Origin of the sequence: Klenkia marina, from assembly GCF_900101025.1 — a bacterium.
GTDB lineage: Bacteria > Actinomycetota > Actinomycetes > Mycobacteriales > Geodermatophilaceae > Klenkia > Klenkia marina.
On record NZ_FMUH01000002.1, the window covers coordinates 757,559 to 773,549 of the forward strand.

Below are 15,991 nucleotides of genomic sequence, written 5' to 3' on the forward strand. Positions count from 1 at the left end.
GCGGGGGCGTTCTGCGTCCGGGGGTCAGCTCCGGGGGAACCACGGCACGAAGCCGCTGGTGCGCTCGACGTACTCGGCGAAGCCCTCGCGGGTGCTCCGCATCCGCTTGTCGGTCATGGCCGCGCCGGAGCCCTTGACCAGGTTCAGCGTCATGAGCACGGGGCAGACGACGAACACCCATCCCGACCAGTGCGCGGCGGTGGGCAGCCAGAGCCCCCACATGACGCAGGCGTCGCCGAAGTAGTTCGGGTGCCGCGTGTACCGCCAGAGGCCGAGGTCGTTGACCCGGCCCCGGTTGGCGGGGTCGGCCTTGAACCGCTCGAGCTGCCAGTCGCCGACGGTCTCGAAGGTGAAGCCGACCGACCACACGAGCACCCCGAGCAGCACCACCACGAGCGGCCAGCCCGAGGTGGCCGCGCCGTCCTGGAACGCGGCCACCAGCAGGGGGAGCGACACCGCGAACAGGACGACGGTCTGCGGGAGGTACACGCGCCGGTAGAGGTGCGCGGCCACCGATCCGGTGGCCCGGGCGGCGATCTGCTCGTAGCGCGGGTCCTCGCGGTCGCCGTTGCGGCGTCCGATGTGCACGGCCAGCCGCACGCCCCAGGCCGCGGTCAGGCCCAGCACGAGCAGCTGCCGGCCCAGGTCGCCGTGCCCCCCGGCCCGGGCGGTGAGCAGGCCCACGAGGGCGACGACGACGAAGCCCAGGCCCCAGACGACGTCGACCACCGAGTGCCGGCCCAGCCGCAGCGCCAGCAGCCAGGTACCGGTGAACACGGCCAGCAGCACGACGGACGAGACGACGACGCCGCCCCCCAGCGCGCCCCAGTCCACACCCACCACGGCGCCGCTCAGGAGGCCCGGTGCGGGGCGCCGAGGCCCTCGTACCAGGAGCCGCGGGTCTCGGGCATGCCGCTGCGGCCGGTGGGGGTCGGCTTGGCGAAGAGCAACTGGTCCACACCCATGCGGTTCTCGGCGAAGGTGAGCCCGCCGCCGGCCAGGTAGAGCCGCCAGATGCGGGCGCCGGCCTCGCCGATGATCGCGGTGACGTCGGACCACCGCTCCTCCAGGCGGACGCCCCAGGCGCGCACGGTCCAGTCGTAGTGCTCGCGGATGCTCTCGACGTCGCGCAGCTCGAGACCGGGGGCCGCCAGCATCTCGGCGGTCTGCCAGGTCGGGCGCATGTGCATGTCGGGGGCGACGTAGCGCTCGATGAAGGCGCCGCCGCCGGGGGCGCTCGGGTGGCTCATGGCCTGCACGAGCACGCGCCCCCCGGGCTTGACCAGGCGGTGCAGCGTGGCGGCGTAGACCGGGTACTGCTCCTGCCCCACGTGCTCGCTCATCTCGATCGAGCTGATCGCGTCGTAGGGCCCCTCGGCGGGGAGCGGCACGTCGCGGTAGTCCTGCAGGCGCACCGTCACGCGGTCGGCCAGCCCGCGCTCGGCCACGACCTTCTCGATGTGGTCGCGCTGCTGGGCGGAGATGGTCACACCGGTGGCGTGCACCCCGTGGTGCTGGGCGGCGTAGAGGATCATCGATCCCCAGCCGCAGCCGACGTCCAGCAGCCGCATGCCCGGCTGCAGGCCCAGCTTGCGGCAGACCAGCTCCAGCTTGTCCCGCTGGGCGTCGGTGACGGTGTAGCTGCCGTCGGCGGCGCCGGGGTCGGTGGCGGGGTCCTCGCGGAAGTAGGCGCACGAGTAGGCCATGTGCTCGTCGAGCAGGGCCTGGTAGACGTCGTTGCTCTGGTCGTAGTGGTAGCTGATCGCGTCGCTGTCGCGGTCGGTGGTGTGCTTCTCGCCCGACAGCACGGCCTCCTCCGGCGGGGCGGCCGGGCGCCGGCCCACGATGCCCAGCCGCAGGGCCGTGCGGCCCCAGCGCAGCTGGTCGCGCACCCCGGGCAGCGACGGCGGACGTTCCCGCACCAGCGCCCAGACGCGGGAGAGCCCCTCGGCCAGGTCGCCCTCGACGTCGATCTCACTGGCCACGTACGCGCGGGCCAGGCCCAGCTCGTTCGGGTCCCAGAGCAGGCGGCGGAGGGCGGTACGGCTGCGCAGGACGACGACCGGGGCGTCGGCGGGCCCTGCCTCGCTGCCGTCCCAGGCGCGGATCCGCACCGGGACGGACCCGCCGAAGACCTCGCCGACCAGGGCGGCGAGGCGGCCGGCGACCGAGCGGTCGGTGCTGCGGGCGGGCGCGGGGGTGCTGCTCATGCGGGGTGTGCTCCTGTCGTGCGGCGGGCGCTCCGGGTAGATCCTGCGGTGTTCGTCCGACGGTGGCCCGTCGGATGGCGTGCACCCCGCACGGTGGGGGCGTGTACTCTTCTCGGCGTTCCCCCCAGACCGCTGGTCGTCGCACGTCCGCGTGCGATCGAAGGTCCCGGATCCGTCCGGGCGGCCCGCGCAGGTGAACGGTTCGTCCGCAGGCTTCGCCTGCTCACGCCCCGTGCGCCTCGCGCCGGGGCGTCTGTCGTCTCCGGCCCCTCTCGATCGCAGCCGCGCCGTGCCTCCTCCGGTGGTCACCCCGACTGAGAGAGGAGGCCCATGCCCACGCAGGCCAAGGATGCGGCGATCGCGGAGATCACCAGCCGGTTCCAGGACTCGAGTGCGGCGGTGCTCACCGAGTACCGCGGGCTGACCGTGGCGCAGCTGAGCCAGCTGCGTCGTTCCCTCGGTGCGGGCAGCAGCTACGCCGTCGTCAAGAACACCCTGACGAAGCGGGCCGCGGACTCGGTCGGCCACGCCGACCTCGCTCCGCTGCTCAACGGCCCCACCGCCATCGCGTTCATCGCCGGTGACCCGGTCGAGGCCGCCAAGGCGATCCGTGACTTCGCGAAGGCCAACCCGGCCCTCGTCGTCAAGGGCGGGGTCGTCGAGGGCCGCACGGTCGATGCCGCCGAGGTCACCCGCCTCGCCGACGTCGAGTCCCGTGAGGTCCTGCTGGCCAAGCTGGCCGGCGCGATGAAGGGCAACCTCACCAAGGCCGCCGGGCTGTTCCAGGCCCCGCTGTCGCAGGTCGCCCGTCTCGCCGAGGCGCTCAAGGAGAAGAAGCCCGCGGGCGACGCTCCCGAGGCGGCCCCCGCCGACGACACCGCTGCTGCACCCACCACCCCCGACACCGACGCTGACGCCGCGCCCGCGGCCAGCGACGACTGACCAGTAGGAGAAGACATGGCCAAGCTGTCCACCGACGAGCTGCTCGACGCCTTCAAGGAGATGACCCTCCTGGAGCTGTCGGACTTCGTGAAGCAGTTCGAGGAGACCTTCGAGGTCACCGCCGCCGCCCCCGTGGCCGTGGCTGCCGCCGGCCCCGCCGGTGGTGGCGCTGCCCCCGAGGCCGCCGCCGAGCAGGACGAGTTCGACGTCATCCTCGAGTCCGCCGGCGACAAGAAGATCCAGGTCATCAAGGAGGTGCGCGGCCTCACCTCGCTCGGCCTCAAGGAGGCCAAGGACCTGGTCGACGGCGCGCCCAAGCCGGTCCTGGAGAAGGTCGCCAAGGACGCCGCGGAGAAGGCCAAGGCTGCCCTCGAGGGCGCCGGCGCCACCGTCACCGTCAAGTGACACCCCGCCCGGCGCACGCCGGGCCCGTCACCCCCGGGTGACACCGATCGACAGCAGGGGCCGCACCTCCACGGAGGTGCGGCCCCTGCTGCGTGTGCGGGCGGTCGCGCTGCGTGGCGGCAGATCACGATCGGGTGTGAGACGGGGGCCACGTGATTGCCGTGACCTGCGTAACCACTAACCTCGGCCTTCGTTACTCCCCAGTAGACATGCGCGGCCGCGAGAGTGGCCGCATGATGCCGGGGCCCGCATGCAGCAGGCAGGTGCCGGCACCGCAGCCGGTGGAGGAGGGTCGACCGTGGGCGTCGCCGTGCACGTGGAGGGACTCACCAAGTCCTTCGGCAGCCAGAACATCTGGAGCGACGTCACCCTCACGCTCCCGCCGGGCGAGATCTCGGTGATGCTGGGCCCCTCGGGCACCGGCAAGTCGGTCTTCCTCAAGTCGCTCGTGGGGCTGCTCAAGCCCGAGCGCGGGTCGATCGTCATGACCGACACCGACATCGTCAGCTGCTCCGAGCGGGAGCTCTACGACGTCCGCCGGCTGTTCGGCGTGCTCTTCCAGGACGGCGCCCTCTTCGGGTCGATGAACCTCTACGACAACATCGCCTTCCCGCTGCGCGAGCACACGAAGAAGAACGAGTCCGAGGTCCGTCGGATCGTCATGGAGAAGATGGACATGGTCGGCCTGGCCGGCACCGAGGGGAAGCTCCCCGGTGAGATCTCCGGCGGCATGCGCAAGCGCGCCGGCATCGCCCGGGCGCTGGTGCTCGACCCCGAGGTCATCCTCTTCGACGAGCCCGACTCCGGCCTCGACCCGGTCCGCGTGGCCTACCTCAACCAGCTCATCGTCGACCTCAACGCCCAGATCGACGCCACCTTCCTGATCGTCACCCACGACATCGGCACCGCCCGCACCGTGCCCGACAACCTCGGCCTGCTCTTCCGTCGGCACCTGGCCATGTTCGGGCCGCGCGAGCAGCTGCTCACCAGCCAGGAGCCCGTCGTCCGGCAGTTCCTCAACGGGCGCCGCGAGGGGCCGATCGGCATGAGCGAGGAGAAGGACGTCGCCCAGGTCGAGGCCGAGATGGCCGCGCTCGAGGCGCGCGGCGGCGACCAGCACAACGGGGTGGGCCCCAAGGGCGCCTCCGGCGGCGACGCCGTGCCCCCGCAGCTCGAGCCCAGCCCCGGCCTGCCCGAGCGCAAGGCCGTGCGCCGCCGCCAGGAGCGGGTGGCCCGCATGCTGCACACGTACGACCCGGCCACCGCCGACGCCATCCGCGCCAGCCTGCCCGCCGACCTGCTGGCCCTGGCCGACTCGGGGTCCTACCAGCCCACCGTGGCCGGCGAGCGCGAGTGGCGCACCGAGGACGGCGCCGACCTGGTCCTCCCCGACCCACGGGGCCGTTCGTGACCGCAACCCCGGGCGAGAAGCCGAAGGCGCCGGGGCTGCTGGACGGGACGTTCTCCCCGACCCGGCCCCTCAAGGCCAGCGGCAACCTCTTCGCCTTCGCCCTCGACGTCGTCCGAGCTGTGTTCCGGCGGCCGTTCCAGCTGCGCGAGTTCATCCAGCAGACCTGGTTCGTCGCCTCGGTCACGATCCTGCCCACCGCCCTGGTGGCCATCCCGTTCGGCGCCGTCATCGCCCTGCAGCTGGGCTCGCTGACCCGCCAGCTGGGCGCCCAGTCGTTCACCGGCTCGGCGTCGGTGCTCGCCGTGCTGCGCGAGGCCAGCCCGATCGTGACCGCGCTGCTCATCGCCGGGGCCGGTGGCTCGGCGATCTGCGCCGACCTGGGCGCCCGCAAGATCCGCGACGAGATCGACGCCATGGAGGTGCTGGGCATCTCGCCCATCCAGCGCCTGGTGGTCCCGCGCGTGCTGGCCGCGATGCTGGTCGCCGTCCTGCTCAACGGGCTGGTCTCGGTGGTCGGCGTGACCGGCGGCTACTTCTTCAACGTCATCCTGCAGGGCGGCACGCCCGGCGCCTACCTGGCGTCCTTCAGCGCCCTGGCCCAGGTGGAGGACTTCTGGTCCGGGGAGATCAAGGCGCTGATCTTCGGGCTGATCGCCGGCATCGTCGCCTCCTACAAGGGGCTGCGGGCCGGTGGTGGGCCCAAGGGCGTCGGCGACGCGGTCAACCAGTCGGTGGTCATCACGTTCCTGCTGCTGTTCGCGGTCAACTTCGTCATCACCGCGATCTACTTCCAGCTCGTGCCGCCGAAGGGGTCCTGAACGATGGCCCTGCTCTCACCCGTCGACCGGGTCAAGGTGCGCACCCGCCGCATCGTGCGCACGGTCTACCGGCGCCCGATGACGACGCTGGAGGACCTCGGCGACCAGGTCAGCTTCTACGGCCGCGCGCTGGGCTGGACCCCGCGCACCCTCAAGCGCTACAAGCGCGAGACGTTCCGCCTGCTGGCCGAGGTCAGCTTCGGCACCGGCGCGCTGGCCGTCGTCGGCGGCACCGTCGGCGTCATCGCGTTCCTGTCGTTCTTCACCGGCACCGAGGTCGGCCTGCAGGGCTACCAGGCGCTGGACCAGCTGGGCACCTCGGCGTTCACCGGGTTCCTCTCCGCCTACTTCAACACCCGCGAGATCGCCCCGCTGGTCGCCGGTCTGGCCCTGTCGGCCACCGTCGGCTGCGGCTTCACCGCGCAGATCGGCGCCATGCGGATCAACGAGGAGATCGACGCCCTCGAGGTCATGGGCGTGCCCTCGCTGCCGTTCCTGGTCACCACGCGCATCGTCGCGGGCTTCGTCGCGGTCATCCCGCTCTACGTCATCGGGTTGCTGACCAGCTACTTCGCGACCCGCACCATCACCACCACGGTGTACGGCCAGTCGGCGGGCACCTACGACCACTACTTCAACCTGTTCCTGCCGCCGCAGGACGTGCTGTGGTCCTTCGTCAAGGTGCTTGTCTTCAGCGTCGTGATCATCCTGTCGCACTGCTACTACGGGTACCGGGCCGGCGGCGGTCCGGCCGGCGTCGGGCTCGCCGTGGGCCGCGCGGTGCGCTTCTCGATCGTGGCCGTGATGGTGATCGACCTGTTCCTGTCCCTGGCCATCTGGGGCTCGACGACGACGGTGAGGATCGCAGGATGAGCCGCGGCAAGGGTGCGGTGGTGGTGCAGCGGTTGCAGGGGTTGGCCTTCCTCGTGGTCATCGTCCTGCTCCTCGGCCTCGCGGTGGCCACCTACCAGAAGGCGTTCAGCGACGCGGTGGTCGTGCAGCTGCAGACCGACACGGTCGGCAACCAGCTGCAGAGGGCCAGCGACGTCAAGGTGCGCGGGGTGATCGTGGGCGAGGTCCGCTCGGTCGAGTCCACCGGCGACGGCGCGACCATCGAGCTGGCCATCGAGCCCGAGCACCTGGCCGAGATCCCGGCCGACGTCAATGCCCGGCTGCTGCCCAAGACCCTCTTCGGCGAGCGGTTCGTCTCGCTGGTCATCCCCGACGACCCGAGCCCCGACCGGCTGGCGGCCGGCGACGTCATCCCGCAGGACCGCAGCGAGAACGCCATCGAGCTCGAGCGGGTGATCGACGACCTGCTCCCGCTGCTGCAGGCCGTCGACCCGGCGGACCTGTCCAACACCCTCGGTGCGGTGGCCGATGCCCTGCGCGGCCGGGGCGAGGCCCTGGGGGAGAACCTGGCCGACACCGGCACCTACGTCGGCCAGCTCAACACCGTGCTGCCCGAGCTGCAGGCCGACGTCTCGCTGCTGGCCGACGTCGCCGACACCTACGACGCGGCCGCCCCCGACGTCCTCGCGGTGCTGGACAACCTGTCGGTCACGGCGTCCACCGTGGTCGACCAGTCCGAGCAGCTGCGGCGCACGTTCACCGTGGTCGGCTCCTCCGCGCAGACGGCCGCGGGGTTCCTGCAGGAGAACGAGGGTGCGCTCATCCAGCTCGCCCAGGGCTCGCGCCCGGTGCTCTCGCTGCTGGCCCGCTACTCCCCGGAGTACCCCTGCCTGCTGGACGGTCTGACGCGGTTCAACCCGATGATCACGGAGGCCTTCGGCGGCGACGGCGACCCCGCGCTGAACCTGAACCTCACCGTCACGCTGCCGCCGCGCAACCCGTACGTCCCGGGCGACCAGCCGGCGTACGACGACGTGTCCGGACCCGACTGCCGGGGGTTGAACGACATCGACGGGGTCATGGCCGCCGCCGCCCAGGGCGAGTTCTACTGCCCCGTCCCGCCGCTGGACGGCGTGGACTCCCAGGACAACCCGGTGTCGGGCAACCCCGTCTGCCTGGGCGGCACCAGCCCGACCGACATCCCGTTCGAGGACCCCCGCACCGGACGCGACGGCACCGGGGTGGGCACGGACCTCTCCCTGGCGTCGGCGTTCCCCCGCGGGCTCACCGACGGCGGGCTCTCCGGCGCCGACGGGGCCGGCAGCCTGGCCGGTTCGTCGGCGGAGCTGGACTTCGTGCGCTCGCTGCTGGGCTACCAGACCGGGGTCGACCCCGCACGGATCTCCGACCTCGCGGCCTCGAGCCTGGCTCCGCTGCTGCGCGGGACGCAGGTGATGGTGCCGTGAGGGGCCTGACCGCACCGATCGTCAAGCTGGTCGTCTTCGCGATGGTCACGATCCTGGCCAGCTACGTCCTGCTGGCCACGATCACCAACGCCGGGTACGGCGACCAGACCGGCTACCGCGCCCAGTTCACCGACGTCGCCGGCCTCGTCGAGGGCGACGAGGTGCGCATCGCCGGTGTGCGCGTCGGCCAGGTGACCTCCATCGGTCTCAGCGACGACCAGGACTCGCCGACCGCCGAGATCGGGTTCGAGGTCTCCTCCGACGTCGCCCTGCCCACCTCGGTCGAGGCGACCATCCGCTACCGCAACCTGGTCGGTCAGCGCTACGTCGCGCTGACCGAGGGGGCCGGTTCCGGCGGCGCCACCCTGGCGGCCGGCGACGTCGTCCCCCTGGCCCAGACCGAACCGGCGCTCGACCTGACCGTGCTCTTCGGCGGGTTCCAGCCGCTGTTCCAGGCGTTGAGCCCCGACGACGTCAACCGGCTGTCCTACGAGCTCATCCAGGTGTTCCAGGGCGAGGGCGGCACGGTGCAGAGCCTGCTGGCCCACGTCGGGTCGCTCACCAACTCGCTGGCGGACAAGGACCAGGTGATCGGCAGCGTGATCGACAACCTCACCACCGTCGTCGGCACCGTCGCCGCGCGCGACCAGCAGCTCAGCGACCTCGTCGTGTCCCTGCAGCAGTTCGTGTCCGGCCTGGCCACCGACCGGGACGCGATCTTCGACTCCCTGCAGACGATCGACACCCTGGCGCAGACCACCTCGCAGTTCCTCAGCGACGCCCGGCCCCCGCTGGCTGCCGACATCACCGCCCTGGGCCAGTTGTCGACCAACCTGGCCGACACCGGCGACCAGCTCGAGCAGTTCCTGCAGCTGGCCCCCACCAAGGTCGACCTGCTCACCCGCACCGCGATCAACGGCAGCTGGTTCAACTTCTACCTCTGCTCGGCCTCGGGTCTGGTCACCCTGCCCGTCGTCGGCCAGACCCAGCTCCCGCCCGGCGGGGCGGCCAACGGGTCGGCGGGGTGCAGCTGATGGCGCGCGAGTCCAAGCCGTTCCGCGACCGCAACCCGGTCACCATCGGCGCGGTCAGCCTGTCGGTCATCGCCCTGCTGGTGCTGCTGGCCTTCAACGCCCAGTCGCTCCCGCTCATCGGCGGCGGCACCGTCTACACCGCCCAGTTCAGCGAGGCCGCCGGCCTGCGCGCCGACGACCCGGTGCGGGTGGCCGGGGTCAAGGTCGGGCAGGTCGAGAGCCTCCAGCTGGAGGACGGCGCGGTCACCGTGCAGTTCCGGGTGCGCGACGCGTTCGTCGGCGACCGCAGCGAGGCCGCGATCAAGATCGAGACCGTGCTGGGCGCCAAGTACCTGGCCCTGGTGCCGCGCGGGGAGACCGCACTGGACCCCGACGACCGGATCCCGCTGGACCGCACCGCCTCGCCCTACGACGTCGTCCAGGCCTTCAACGGGCTGGCGCAGACGGTCGACTCCATCGACACCACGCAGCTGGCGCAGTCCTTCGAGGTGCTCAGCGAGACCTTCGCCGACACCCCCGACGAGGTGCGCACCTCCCTCGACGGCCTGTCGCGGCTGTCCAGCACGATCGCCAGCCGCGACGCCCAGCTGCAGCAGCTGCTCAGCGCCACCCGGGACGTGACCCAGGTGCTGGCCGACCGCAACGGCGAGTTCACCCAGCTGATCGTCGACTCCAACACCCTGCTCACCGAGGTGCAGGAGCGCCGCCAGCTCATCGACTCCATCCTCACGTCGACCCAGACGCTCTCGGCGCAGCTGGCCGGACTGGTGCAGGACAACACCGCCGCGCTGACCCCCGCCCTGGCGCAGCTGTCCACCGTCACCGACATCCTCGAGCGCAACCGGCAGAACCTGGGGGACACGGTGGCCAACCTGGCGCCCTTCGTGACGGTCTTCACCAACACGCTCGGCAACGGCCGGTGGTTCGACAGCTTCGTGGACAACCTCATCCCCGGGGTCGTCGGCGGCGTGCTGTGCGGCACGGTGGCCGGGAGCACCGGGGGTCTCGTGGGGTGCTCGCCGTGACCGCCCGCATGCAGCGGTGGGTCGCGCTGGCCGCCGCCCTCGTGCTCGTGGGCGCCCTGGGGTGGACCGTGCTGCGCCCGGCCGGGCAGATCCGGGTGACCGCCTGGTTCGACCAGACCGTCGGGCTCTACACCGGCTCCAGCGTCCGCGTGCTGGGCATCGACGTCGGCGAGATCACCGGCGTCGTGCCGATGGGCGACCGCGTGCGGGTCGACATGCTCGTCGACGACGAGTACGCGATCCCCGCCGACGCCGCCGCCGTCATCCTCGCCCCGTCGCTGGTGGCCGACCGCTACGTGCAGTTCGCCCCGGTCTACAGCGGCGGGGACCGGATGACCGACGGTGCCGAGGTCCCGCTCGAGCGCACCGCCACCCCGGTCGAGCTCGACCAGGTCTACGGCGCGCTCGACGACCTCTCCGTGGCGCTGGGCCCCACGGGGGTCAACAGCGACGGGGCGCTGTCGGACCTCGTCGACACCGCGGCGGCCAACCTCGACGGCAACGGGGCGGCGCTGAACTCCACGCTCACCGGGTTCTCCCAGGCCGTGCGCACGCTCGCCGACAACCGCGACGACCTGTTCGCCTCGGTGGACAACCTGCAGACCTTCACCAGCGCCCTGGCGACCGTCGACGCCCAGGTCGGCCAGTTCAACAGCAACCTGGCCGCGGTCGCCGACCAGCTGGCCGGCGAGCGCGAGGACCTCGCGGCAGCCATCTCCGCGCTCACCTCCGCACTGGGGCAGGTGGCCACGTTCGTGCAGCAGAACACCGCCCTGCTGAGCCAGAACGTCGACCGGCTGGCCGCCGTCACCCTCACCCTGGTGCAGCAGCGCTCGGCGCTGGCCCAGGTGCTCGACGTGGCGCCGGCGGCCATCGGCAACGTGGCCCACGCCTACAACCCCGACTACGGCACCCTCGACACCCGCGACAACTCCCTCGGCAGCCAGGACGCCGACGTCGTGGTGTGCCAGCTGCTGGGTCAGACCGGCCGGTTGCAGCTGGGCGGGGTGGACCTGTCCGACCTCACGGCGTTCCTGGACCTGCCGCCCATCGACCAGATCTGCGGCCGGCTGCTGTCGGGCGACCCGACCAACAGCGGGTCGCTGCAGGACCTCAACGGCAACGGCGTCCCGGACCTCCAGGAGCTGCTGACCGCCATCTTCTCGCCCTCGAGCGGGCAGGCCGGCGCCACCCTGCTGCCCGGCCTGCCCTCGATCCCGGGAGCCGGCTCGTGACCTCCTCCACCCGACGGGCCGCCGCCCTCGTGTCGGCCGCCCTCCTGCTGAGCGGCTGCGGCTTCCGCGGTGCCTACTCCATCGACCTGCCCGGCGGCGCCGACGTCGGTGACGACCCGTACTCGGTGCAGATCCAGTTCGCCGACGTCCTGGACCTGGTGCCGCAGTCCGGCGTCCGGGTGGCCGACGTCCCGGTCGGCAAGGTGACCGACGTGCAGCTGGGCGACGACTGGACGGCGGTCGTGACGGTGGAGGTCAACCGCGACGTCGAGCTGCCGGCCAACGCGGTCGCGATGATCCAGCAGTCCTCGCTGCTGGGCGAGAAGTACGTCGAGCTCGCCGCACCCGGCAGCGAGGAACCCACCGGCGAGCTCGGCGACGGCTCGCTCATCACCCTGGACCGCACCAACCGCAACGTCGAGGTCGAGGAGGTGCTCGGCGCCCTCTCGCTGGTGCTCAACGGCGGTGGCCTCACCCAGCTGCAGACCATCACCTCCGAGCTCGGTCAGGCGCTGGAGGGCCGCACCGACGCCGTCCGCAACACCCTCGACCAGCTCGACACCTTCATCGGCGGGCTCGACGTCCAGCGCGAGGAGATCAACCGCGCGCTGGACAGCGTGAACGCACTGGCCGCCACGCTGTCGGCGGGCACCGGCACGATCACGACCGCGCTGGACACCATCGGCCCGGGCCTGGCGGTGCTGGAGGACCAGCGCGGTCTGCTGGTGTCGATGCTGCAGTCTCTGGGCCAGCTCGGCGACGTCGGCACCCGGGTGATCAACGAGACCGGCGCCGACACGGTGGCCAACCTCCAGGACCTGCAGCCCATCCTCAGCCAGCTGGCGGCCGCCGGGCCGAACCTGGCCGGGTCCCTGGACCTCCTGCTGACCTACCCCTTCCCGGCCAGCTCCCTGACCGCCCTGCAGTACCGGGCCGACCAGCGCACCGGGGGGTACGCCCTGTTCACCAACATGACCGCCGACCTCAACCTCGACCTGCGCCAGCTGTTCTGCCGCTACGTGGTCGACCAGACCACCGGGGCCCTGCAGCTGGTCGACCCCGAGGAGCTCACCGGCGGCAGCTGCGGGCAGCCCGGCAGCCCGGGCAACGGCCAGCCCACCCGGCAGGACGGGGCCGCGGGGACGACGTCCACGACGACGGCCGGGCCGGGCTTCACCCTGCCGACGCTGCCCGACCTCACCGCCCTGGTCCCGGGCGCCCCGGCGACCGGTGGTGGCAGCGGCCTGCTCGGCCTGCCCGCGATCCCGGGCCTGACGACGGGGGCGACGCCGTGATCACGCGCACCACCCGCCTGCAGCTGCTGGCCTTCGCCCTGGTGGCGCTGCTGGGCATGAGCTACGTCGGCTTCCGCTACGTCGGCCTGGACCGGTTGCTGTTCGGCGGGGGCTACCAGGTGGCAGCCGAGTTCTCCGACTCCGGCGGCATCTTCGTCAACGCCGAGGTCACCTACCGGGGGGTGGCGGTCGGCCGCGTGAGCGACATGCGGCTCACCGACGACGGCGTCGAGGTCGAGCTGACCATCGACCCCGACGCCCCGCCGATCCCCGCCTCGGCCGCGGCAGCCGTAGCCAACCGCAGCGCGGTGGGGGAGCAGTACGTCGACCTGCGACCGGACACCGCCGACGGCCCCTTCCTGGACGACGGCTCGGTGATCCCGGTCGACCGCACGTCGATCCCCATCCCGGTGGAGCAGCTGCTGCAGGACGTCGACGGCCTCGTCGGGTCGATCGACACCGAGAACCTGCGCATCGTCGTCGACGAGCTGGGCACGGCCTTCGACGGCGCGGGCGACGACCTGGCCCGGCTGATCGACAACGGCAACCTGCTGCTCACCCGTGCCGAGCAGTCGCTGCCCCAGACCCTGCAGCTCATCACCGACGGCCAGACCGTCCTGCAGACCCAGGCGGAGTCGCGGTCGGCCATCCAGCAGTGGGCAGCCGACCTCCGACTGGTGTCCGACACCCTGGTCAGCAGCGACCCCGACCTGCGCAGCCTCGTGATCAACGCCCCCGACGCGGGTGCGGCGCTGCAGCAGCTGGTGGAGGACGCCGGACCCGGGCTCAGCTCGCTGGTGCGCAACCTCGACGTGCTCAACGACGTCACCACACCCCGGCTGGACGGCGTCGAGCAGCTGCTGGTCACCTACCCCGAGGTGGTCACGGGCGGGTTCAGCGTGGTGCGCCGGGACCCCGACGGCCAGATGCGCGTGCACTTCGGGTTCGTGCCCAACGTCGGGGACCCGCGGTCCTGCACCACCGGGTACGTGGGCACCGGGTCCACCCCCTCCCCGGAGGCCGTCGCCGCGGTCGACACCACCCAGGTGCGCTGCGACGTGGTCGGCGGCGTGGACCCGGATCCCTCGGACGGCGTCGACGAGACCGGCTCGAACATCCGCGGCGAGCAGAACATCGGCGGTTCCGGGGGGCAGGCATCCCCGGGGCCCGGGGGCGGCGCCGCCTCGAGCGGCACCACCGCGGCCGGCATCCTGAGCGAGGTCCTCAGCGGGCTGCTGAGCGCCTCACCGTTCGCCACCACCGGCGGCTGACCCCCGGGCGACCTGCCGGGCCCGACCGCTACGGTGACCTGCCCCACGCAGTGCGCCCGACCCACCACCCTGACCGGACGGACCCGCCGTCCACGCCGTCCCACGAGAGGAGCGCACCGTGACCGACGAGACCCGGGGGGCTCCCCGCGACCCCGACCCCGCAGAGCCGGAGACCTCCGGCACCGCGCTCGCCGTCGACGAGACCGCCGACCAGGCCGTCACCCCGAGCGGGAGCACGGACCGCAGCGCCGACACGGGCGCCGACGAGAGCACGGACGGGGGCACGGACGAGGCCGCGGACGAGGGTGCGGCGGGCGCGGACCGCCCCCGCGGCAGCAGGCGGAGGCGCCGGGTCGCGGACGAGGACGGCGACGGTGGCGACGGTGCCGGGGACGGCGGTGCCGGGGACGAGGACGCCCGGCGGTCCCGGGCGGTGCTGCCGCTCGTGCCCGTCCTCGGCGCCCTCCTGGTGCTGCTGCTCGCCGGCACCGGTTACCTCCTGGTGACCCGGCCGGGGACGTCGTCGGTCTCCACCGACGACTACGTGGACGCACTGCAGGCCGCCCGGTCGGGCATCGTCGACGTGGCCTCCTTCGACTACCTCACCCTCGACGACGACATCACCCAGATCGAGGCGGTGACCACCGGCGACCTGAGGAGCGAGTCCGTCGACCAGCTCAACAGCCGGCGGCAGGACATCACCACCGCCCAGGCCGTGGTGAACACCGAGGTCGTCGGGGCCGCCGTGGGTGCCGCCGGCGACGGCTCGGCGACGGTCTACATGGTCATCCAGTCCACCCAGACCAGCAGCGCCTCCCAGCAGGCGCAGGTGCAGCGCTACCGCATCGAGGTGGACCTCACCCAGGAGGACGGCCGCTGGCTGCTGTCCGGGATCTCAGGACGGTGACCCGGCCGTGACCGACCAGGACCGCACCGGCGACGACGGGCCGGGCGAGGACTCCGCCCGTCCCCGCCCGCGCCCCACGCCGCGGCCCCGCACGGGCGGCGGCAGGCCCTCGCCGCGGCCCCGCGTCGCCGGGAGCCGCCGCGCCGACGACGACGTCCCGGCGACGCCGTCGGCCGAGGGGGAGGCCGCCGCACCCCGCCGCCGTCCCGCCCCGCGTCCCCGGGCCGAGGCCGCACCGGCGCCCCGGCCCGCCTCCCGCCCGCGCGGTCGGGCGGCCGAGCCCGCACCCGAGCCGGCCTCCGAGCGGCCCGGCCGCCGAGGGCTGGGGCGCCTGCGCCGCCGGGACGACGACACGGCCCCGGCCGGCCGCACGGGGAGGCGCAGCCCGACGACGACGGGCAGCCGCACGGCCGCGACCGGCACCCGCACGGCCCCGGCCGGCAGCCGCACCGTGGCCCTGGTCCTGGCGGTGCTGTGCGTGCTCGCGGCCGCCGGCGGAGGCTGGCTGCTGTGGGAGCGGCTGCACCCCAGCACGGTCGACCCGACGATCTTCACCGCCGCGGAGGAGGGCGTGCAGGCCGTCTACGCCTACGACTACCAGGACTCCGACGGCAGCGTGCAGCGCAAGCTCGACGCGCTCACCGGTGACCTGCGCGATCAGTACGAGACCGACCTCTCCTCCGGCGGCATCATCGACACCTACCAGCAGGTGTCGGCGACCACGAGCTACGACGTGCTCGAGGTGGGCCTGCAGCAGGTGAACGAGTCGCAGGACCAGGCCACGCTCGTCGTGTTCGGCCAGTACGTGGTGACCTCGGTCAACTCGGGGAACCAGGCCGCGCCGACCGGGTCGGAGTGCACCGTCACCGACGACGGCGCGCAGTCGTGCACGCAGACGGTGCGGGTGACCGTGACCGACACCGACGACGGCTGGAAGATCAGCGAGCTCACGCTCCTGACCAGCAGCTGAGCCGGCACCGGCGCGCCCGGCTGTCGCCCGGGCCGCGTCGCTGGCATCATCTCCGCCGGAGCCGCTGAGCCCTCCGACCCCGACGTGGACATCTGTCCCGTATGCGGGTAGGGTCTCCTGTTGCGCTGCCCTCTGACTGCCTGCCCGCCG

General features: G+C 72.7%; 15 protein-coding genes. 13 read left to right on the plus strand and 2 right to left on the minus strand.

Going from position 1 to position 15,991, the window contains the following annotated elements:
* Positions 1-24: 24 nt before the first annotated feature.
* Positions 25-834, minus strand: coding sequence for a DUF1295 domain-containing protein (locus tag BLP29_RS08880; RefSeq protein WP_207798385.1), 810 nt, complete (start codon positions 832-834; stop codon positions 25-27).
* Between the two features lie 17 nt (positions 835-851).
* Positions 852-2,210, minus strand: a complete 1,359-nt coding sequence (locus tag BLP29_RS08885) for an SAM-dependent methyltransferase (RefSeq protein ID WP_092802552.1) — start codon at positions 2,208-2,210, stop codon at positions 852-854.
* A 330-nt stretch (positions 2,211-2,540) separates the two neighbouring features.
* Between BLP29_RS08885 and rplJ the strand changes: the two genes are divergently transcribed.
* The 13 genes from rplJ (at position 2,541) to BLP29_RS08950 (ending at position 15,841) form a co-directional block, all read left to right on the plus strand.
* A complete protein-coding gene (gene rplJ, locus BLP29_RS08890) occupies positions 2,541-3,152 on the plus strand; it encodes a 50S ribosomal protein L10 (protein ID WP_092802555.1) in 612 nt (203 codons plus the stop codon).
* A gap of 15 nt (positions 3,153-3,167) precedes the next feature.
* Positions 3,168-3,557, plus strand: coding sequence for a 50S ribosomal protein L7/L12 (rplL, locus tag BLP29_RS08895; RefSeq protein ID WP_092802558.1), 390 nt, complete (start codon positions 3,168-3,170; stop codon positions 3,555-3,557).
* Between the two features lie 250 nt (positions 3,558-3,807).
* Positions 3,808-4,968, plus strand: a complete 1,161-nt coding sequence (locus BLP29_RS08900) for an ABC transporter ATP-binding protein (protein WP_279385441.1) — start codon at positions 3,808-3,810, stop codon at positions 4,966-4,968.
* The gene (locus BLP29_RS08905; protein ID WP_243469807.1) at positions 4,965-5,786 is read left to right on the plus strand and encodes an MlaE family ABC transporter permease; all 822 of its coding nucleotides are present in this window, start codon (positions 4,965-4,967) and stop codon (positions 5,784-5,786) included. Before BLP29_RS08900 ends, BLP29_RS08905 begins: the two co-directional genes overlap by 4 nt.
* A 3-nt stretch (positions 5,787-5,789) precedes the next feature.
* Positions 5,790-6,659 carry an MlaE family ABC transporter permease gene (locus BLP29_RS08910; protein WP_207798386.1) on the plus strand — a complete coding sequence of 290 codons (870 nt, stop codon included), beginning with the start codon at positions 5,790-5,792 and terminating at the stop codon, positions 6,657-6,659.
* Entirely contained in the window at positions 6,656-8,104 is a 1,449-nt protein-coding gene (locus BLP29_RS08915; RefSeq protein ID WP_092802565.1) for an MCE family protein, read from the plus strand. The genes BLP29_RS08910 and BLP29_RS08915 overlap by 4 nt, the downstream gene beginning before the upstream one ends.
* Positions 8,101-9,138 carry an MCE family protein gene (locus BLP29_RS08920; RefSeq protein ID WP_165839329.1) on the plus strand — a complete coding sequence of 346 codons (1,038 nt, stop codon included), beginning with the start codon at positions 8,101-8,103 and terminating at the stop codon, positions 9,136-9,138. The genes BLP29_RS08915 and BLP29_RS08920 overlap by 4 nt, the downstream gene beginning before the upstream one ends.
* The gene (locus BLP29_RS08925; protein ID WP_092803238.1) at positions 9,138-10,163 is read left to right on the plus strand and encodes an MCE family protein; all 1,026 of its coding nucleotides are present in this window, start codon (positions 9,138-9,140) and stop codon (positions 10,161-10,163) included. Before BLP29_RS08920 ends, BLP29_RS08925 begins: the two co-directional genes overlap by 1 nt.
* Positions 10,160-11,398 (plus strand): MCE family protein, encoded by a 1,239-nt coding sequence (locus BLP29_RS08930; RefSeq protein ID WP_092803241.1) that lies wholly within the window; start codon positions 10,160-10,162, stop codon positions 11,396-11,398. Before BLP29_RS08925 ends, BLP29_RS08930 begins: the two co-directional genes overlap by 4 nt.
* A complete protein-coding gene (locus BLP29_RS08935; protein WP_092802568.1) occupies positions 11,395-12,693 on the plus strand; it encodes an MCE family protein in 1,299 nt (432 codons plus the stop codon). The genes BLP29_RS08930 and BLP29_RS08935 overlap by 4 nt, the downstream gene beginning before the upstream one ends.
* Positions 12,690-13,964: an MCE family protein gene (locus BLP29_RS08940; RefSeq protein ID WP_092802571.1), complete on the plus strand. Its 1,275-nt coding sequence runs from the start codon at positions 12,690-12,692 to the stop codon at positions 13,962-13,964. Before BLP29_RS08935 ends, BLP29_RS08940 begins: the two co-directional genes overlap by 4 nt.
* Before the next feature lie 118 nt (positions 13,965-14,082).
* A complete protein-coding gene (locus tag BLP29_RS08945; RefSeq protein ID WP_092802574.1) occupies positions 14,083-14,871 on the plus strand; it encodes a hypothetical protein in 789 nt (262 codons plus the stop codon).
* A 7-nt stretch (positions 14,872-14,878) separates the two neighbouring features.
* Entirely contained in the window at positions 14,879-15,841 is a 963-nt protein-coding gene (locus BLP29_RS08950) for a hypothetical protein (RefSeq protein WP_092802577.1), read from the plus strand.
* Positions 15,842-15,991 lie beyond the last annotated feature (150 nt).